Origin of the sequence: Marinobacter sp. UBA2498, assembly GCF_002341575.1 — a bacterium.
In the GTDB taxonomy this organism is placed as follows: Bacteria; Pseudomonadota; Gammaproteobacteria; order Pseudomonadales; family Oleiphilaceae; genus Marinobacter; species Marinobacter manganoxydans.
Map to the genome: position 1 here is coordinate 10,443 of NZ_DDOI01000040.1, position 4,745 is coordinate 15,187.

Below are 4,745 nucleotides of genomic sequence, written 5' to 3' on the forward strand. Positions count from 1 at the left end.
CGCCACTTTGAGGACGAATGGGGCGGGTTTCTGCCGGCCACGGCCGACAGTGTTGCACGTTACCTGGTTGACCACGCGCGCGCTCATTCACTAAACACCCTGCGCCAACGACTGGCGGGTCTGGCGGCCTGGCACCTTGAGCAAGGTTTTCCCGATCCTACCAAAGCACCGCATGTTAAAAAGGTGCTCAAGGGCATTGCCGAACTGCACCCTGCCCCAGAAAAGCGGGCCAGACCCCTCCAGTTGGTGCAGCTGACGGCCATCGTATCGCACCTGGACCAGCAGATTGCTCGACAAGATACACACCGGTTGCCATTGCAACCGCTTCGCAACAAAGCACTTATGCTGATCGGTTTTTGGCGGGCCTTTCGCAGCGACGAGTTGGGGCGGCTCCATGCGGAGCATATTCAGGTGGAGCCTGGCTCGGGCATGGAGATTTACCTGCCCCGCACCAAAAGCGACCGCTCCGGGCAAGGGCGTTACTTCAAAGCGCCGGCCCTCAGGCAACTGTGTCCTGTAGAAGCCTATTTGGAATGGACTAACGCGGCACAGATCAAGCAAGGGCCGGTATTTCGGGCCATTAACCGTTGGGGCCAACTTGCGAATGAAGCTCTGCATCCGAACAGTATCATCACCATCGTCAGATCCTGTTGCCAAGCGGCAGGCATAGAGGGCTCAGACGCTTTCAGCAGCCACTCTTTGCGCCGAGGGTTTGCGAGCTGGGCCAATGGCCAGCGCTGGGACACAAAGTCTTTGATGGAGTATGTGGGATGGCGAGACGTTCATTCCGCAATGCGCTACATCGATGCACCTGACCCGTTCGCCCAGCATCGGATAGAGCAGAGCCTGGAAGGCCATCAGGCCGCTCCTTCTTTGGCGCAATCGACACTGCTGGAGGTGACCCTTCGGTTGGAGCGCTATAACAGCCAAGTGCGCAGCATAAAGAAAGTCCGTGAGCTTATCGAGCGCGTGTGCTTTGCCAACTGGGCCATGGCCAGGCTCAATGAGCAAGGAACGCAGTATCACATCACAATCACACATGACAGCCCGGAGCACCTTGATGAGGTTCTGGATGAGCTGCTCGCGCAAATGCACGCCTTAGCCAATGACCACCAGTGCATGCTCGAGGCGACAATCATGAATCCTGCCACTGGGACGACGTGGGACTAACTGGAGCGAGCGTGAGCCATGAGCAGCCTGCACGAAACAGCCTACCCGCGGCTGAAATCCGAAATCACCGAAAAAGAGCTGCAAGAATCCTATACGCCGTCCGACACTGAGCAGCTCTGGGGTCGACTGGCCAAAACACCGGTGGCCCGATTGGGTCTGTTGCTTCATCTTAAGCTCTTTCAGCGCCTGGGCTATTTTCAGTCCCTCGCGGCGGTGCCACGGGAAATCATTGAGCATGTCGGTCTCCAGTGTCAGTTTAGAAAGCTTCCGACCCAAACGCAGCTCCTACAGTACGACCGATCCGGGGCCAAGCACCGACACCTGAGGCAGATCCGGACCTACCTGGATGTTAAGCCCTTGGCGGGCACCGACAATAAGTGGCTTTACGAGATTGCTCTGGATGCGGCGGAAACCAAGGAAATGCTTGCGGACATCGTGAACGTCATGCTCGAAGAGTTGGTGCGCCATCGTTTTGAGTTGCCGGGTTTCACCGTTCTGAAACGTACGGCACGGCGTGCACGGAACCACGTGAACGAGCGCTGCTTTAGCGCCATCACCTCCCAGCTTACTGACGAGGCGAAGCAGAAGATTAATGAGCTGCTCTCACCGAACGGCCAGACCTACAGTGCCTGGCATATTCTCAAACGCGAACCGAAGCGCCCCGGCAACAAGGAGGTGCGTAGCTATCTTCAGCATGTGCACTGGCTGCAGACGCTTGGCGAAGAGATGCCTGCGATCAAGTTACCTATCGTCAAACACCGGCAGCTGGCGTTGGAGGCGCGTGCGCTGAACGCGACCGAGATGGCCGACCTGAAATTCAATAAACGTTATGCATTGGCGGTCATCCTGACGCGCAATCAACACAGCAAGGCGCTTGATGATGTGGCCGAACTGCTCATCCGTATGGTTCGCGCCATGGAAAGTCACGCCCAGGCGGCGTTACAGCAATACCTCCTGGACCACCAAAAACACGTTGATCGGTTGATAGAGACCTTTAAGGATGTGCTGACAGCCTACGAACAAGACACCTCTCAGCAACAGCGCTTGTCCTCGATTGAGGACATCATTGGCGAAAACAGCGGTACGCTGATCGACCGCTGCAACGAGCACATGGCTTATTCCGGCAACAATTACTTTCCCTTTATGCTCGCACCCTATCGCCAGAAGCGGGCACTCTTGTTCAATTGCCTTACCATTTTGGAACTCAAATCCACTTCCAACGATACCAGCTCAAACGCGTTGCTTACGCTCTTTCGCTCTCTGCAGCCGAGCCGTGCAGAGTACATTAAAATCGCGGCTGCCAGCGACACCATGGGCGAAACCTTTGACCCCGGCTGGATGCCGGAGAAGTGGCGAAAGTTGGTGCTCATTAAGTCCGAACAGTCGGGTGACTATGATCTATTGCACCGCAAGTACCTGGAGTTGTGGATACTGATCCATATCAAACAGGAGCTGTCATCGGGCGATCTTCACATACCACACAGTGCCCAATTTGATGATTATCGGGAGCAACTGATTGATGATGAGACACTCGATGCGGAGCTTGAGGAGTACGCCCAGCAGGTGGAGTTACCGCTGAGCGAGCCCAAGGCATTTTGCGTCCATCTGAAAGACCTGCTTACAGAGGCCTCCCGGAGGGTAGATGAACGGTTCCCGAAAAACCTGCACGCGGACATCCAAAATGGGCGACTGGTGTTACGCCGACACAAGGCTGAACTACCCACCAGTGAATTGAAAAAGCTCGACGAGCTCATCACCCAAACTCTTCCGCAGACCAGCATCATCGATGTATTAACCGATACCGAAAAGTGGCTCAATTTACACGGCAACTTCACGCCCTTGTCGGGCAACGAGTCTCGCCTGAACGAAGCCCAGAAGCGATTCATCACAACCCTGTTCTGCTATGGATGCAACCTGGGGCCCACACAGACAGCGCGTTCCATCAAAGGCATCAGCTCGCGGCAAGTAGCCTGGCTCAACCTCAAACACGCAACCGAGGAACGACTGGATAAAGCCATCGTTCAGGTGGTGAACGCCTACAACAAGTTCGACTTGCCAAAATACTGGGGTACCGGCCGCCACGTCTCGGCAGACGGTACCAAGTGGGATCTTTATGAGCAGAATCTGCTCTCCGAATACCACATCCGCTATGGGGGCTACGGCGGCATTGGTTACTATCACGTATCCGACACCTACATTGCGCTGTTTAGCCATTTTATTCCCTGCGGGGTGTACGAAGCCGTTTACATCCTCGACGGGCTGATGAGTAATAAGTCCGACATCCAGCCCGATACACTGCACGGTGATACTCAGGCGCAGAGCTACCCTGTGTTCGGGTTGGCCTATCTGCTGGGCATTAATCTGATGCCGCGCATCCGCAACATCCAAGACCTGACGCTGTGCCGACCCGATAAGCGATACCGTTACCAAAATATCGATTCACTGTTTACAGGGCACGTGAATTTCAAGTTGATCGAAACCCATTTGCGCGACATGCTCCGAGTCGCCGTCTCTATCAAGAAAGGGCAGATTACCGCTTCCACAATCCTTCGCCGTCTCGGAACTTACAGCCGTAAAAACAAGCTGTATTTCGCTTTCCGAGAGCTCGGGAAAGTGGTTCGAACGCTGTTCTTACTGCGGTACATTGATGAAATTGAACTGCGCGAGACCATCCATTCAGCTACTAACAAGAGTGAAGAATTTAACAACTTTACCAAGTGGTTGTTTTTCGGTGGGCAGGGGATCATTGCGGAGAATATCCGGCACGAGCAGCGCAAGGTCGTCAAATACAATCAGCTGGTAGCCAACATGGTCATACTGCACAACGTCGAACAGATGACGCAGGCATTAAAAACATTTGCCGACGACGGGCAAGGCCTCACCAAGGAGGTTTTGGGCGGGCTATCGCCGTACCGCACGGCCCATATCAACCGCTTTGGCGACTACACCCTGGATTTGAGACGCAAGGTCCAACCCCTGAATTTTAACGCCAAGATCATAAGTTAGCCCGATAATGGTGGTGCTTAATGCCAGATAACGAACACCCCCGGATATTCCCTTTAAGTTCAGACACTTAGGGTTGATTTGGCGGATTTTTCCAGGATACCGTCGGACCCTCACCCTTGGGTGAGCGGCGATCATCGTCTGGATGCCGGCCTTTGGCCTCATCTTGCGTTTTTTGATCCGCTTCCAGTTTCTCCTTCGCTGCCCGGATCTTGTCCAGCCGCCCCTGACGGTGCTGAAGCTCTTCGGGTAACTCGTCGCCCCGCTGATCCGGGCCAAACTGTTGGTCTTCCGATTCATCCACACGGCGAGCCTGGCCACAAAGCTCATCAACCTCTTTTGACAGACGGGCTTCTTCCTCCCGCATGCGGTCATAGCTCATGGCCTTGTGCTTACTGGCGTTGGCCCGGACCTTGGTGCCATCAATCGCCAGCGTACCGAGAGTAACCAATTCCGCTTCCTGGGCGATCCGGACCACCTGAATAAATACGGCCTTGAACGCAGCCAGGTGTTGCTTGCGAAAATCGCAGATAGTGCGGTGTCTGGGGAAATTGCCAGCCGCCAGGACCCGA

The 4,745-nt window shown here is 54.9% G+C and carries 2 protein-coding genes and 1 pseudogene; 2 read left to right on the forward strand and 1 reads right to left on the reverse strand.

The features are described from left to right. Positions 1 to 1,170 (forward strand): site-specific integrase (locus tag B2W52_RS04405; protein WP_286801561.1); only part of this gene is annotated, 1,170 nt, incomplete at its 5' end. A gap of 18 nt (positions 1,171 to 1,188) precedes the next feature. Then, the gene (locus B2W52_RS04410) at positions 1,189 to 4,176 is read left to right on the forward strand and encodes a Tn3 family transposase (protein ID WP_123889261.1); all 2,988 of its coding nucleotides are present in this window, start codon (positions 1,189 to 1,191) and stop codon (positions 4,174 to 4,176) included. Positions 4,177 to 4,288: 112 nt separating this feature from the next. Here B2W52_RS04410 and B2W52_RS04415 read toward each other — a convergent pair. Then, positions 4,289 to 4,745, reverse strand: a pseudogene (locus tag B2W52_RS04415) (transposase); the annotation flags it as partial.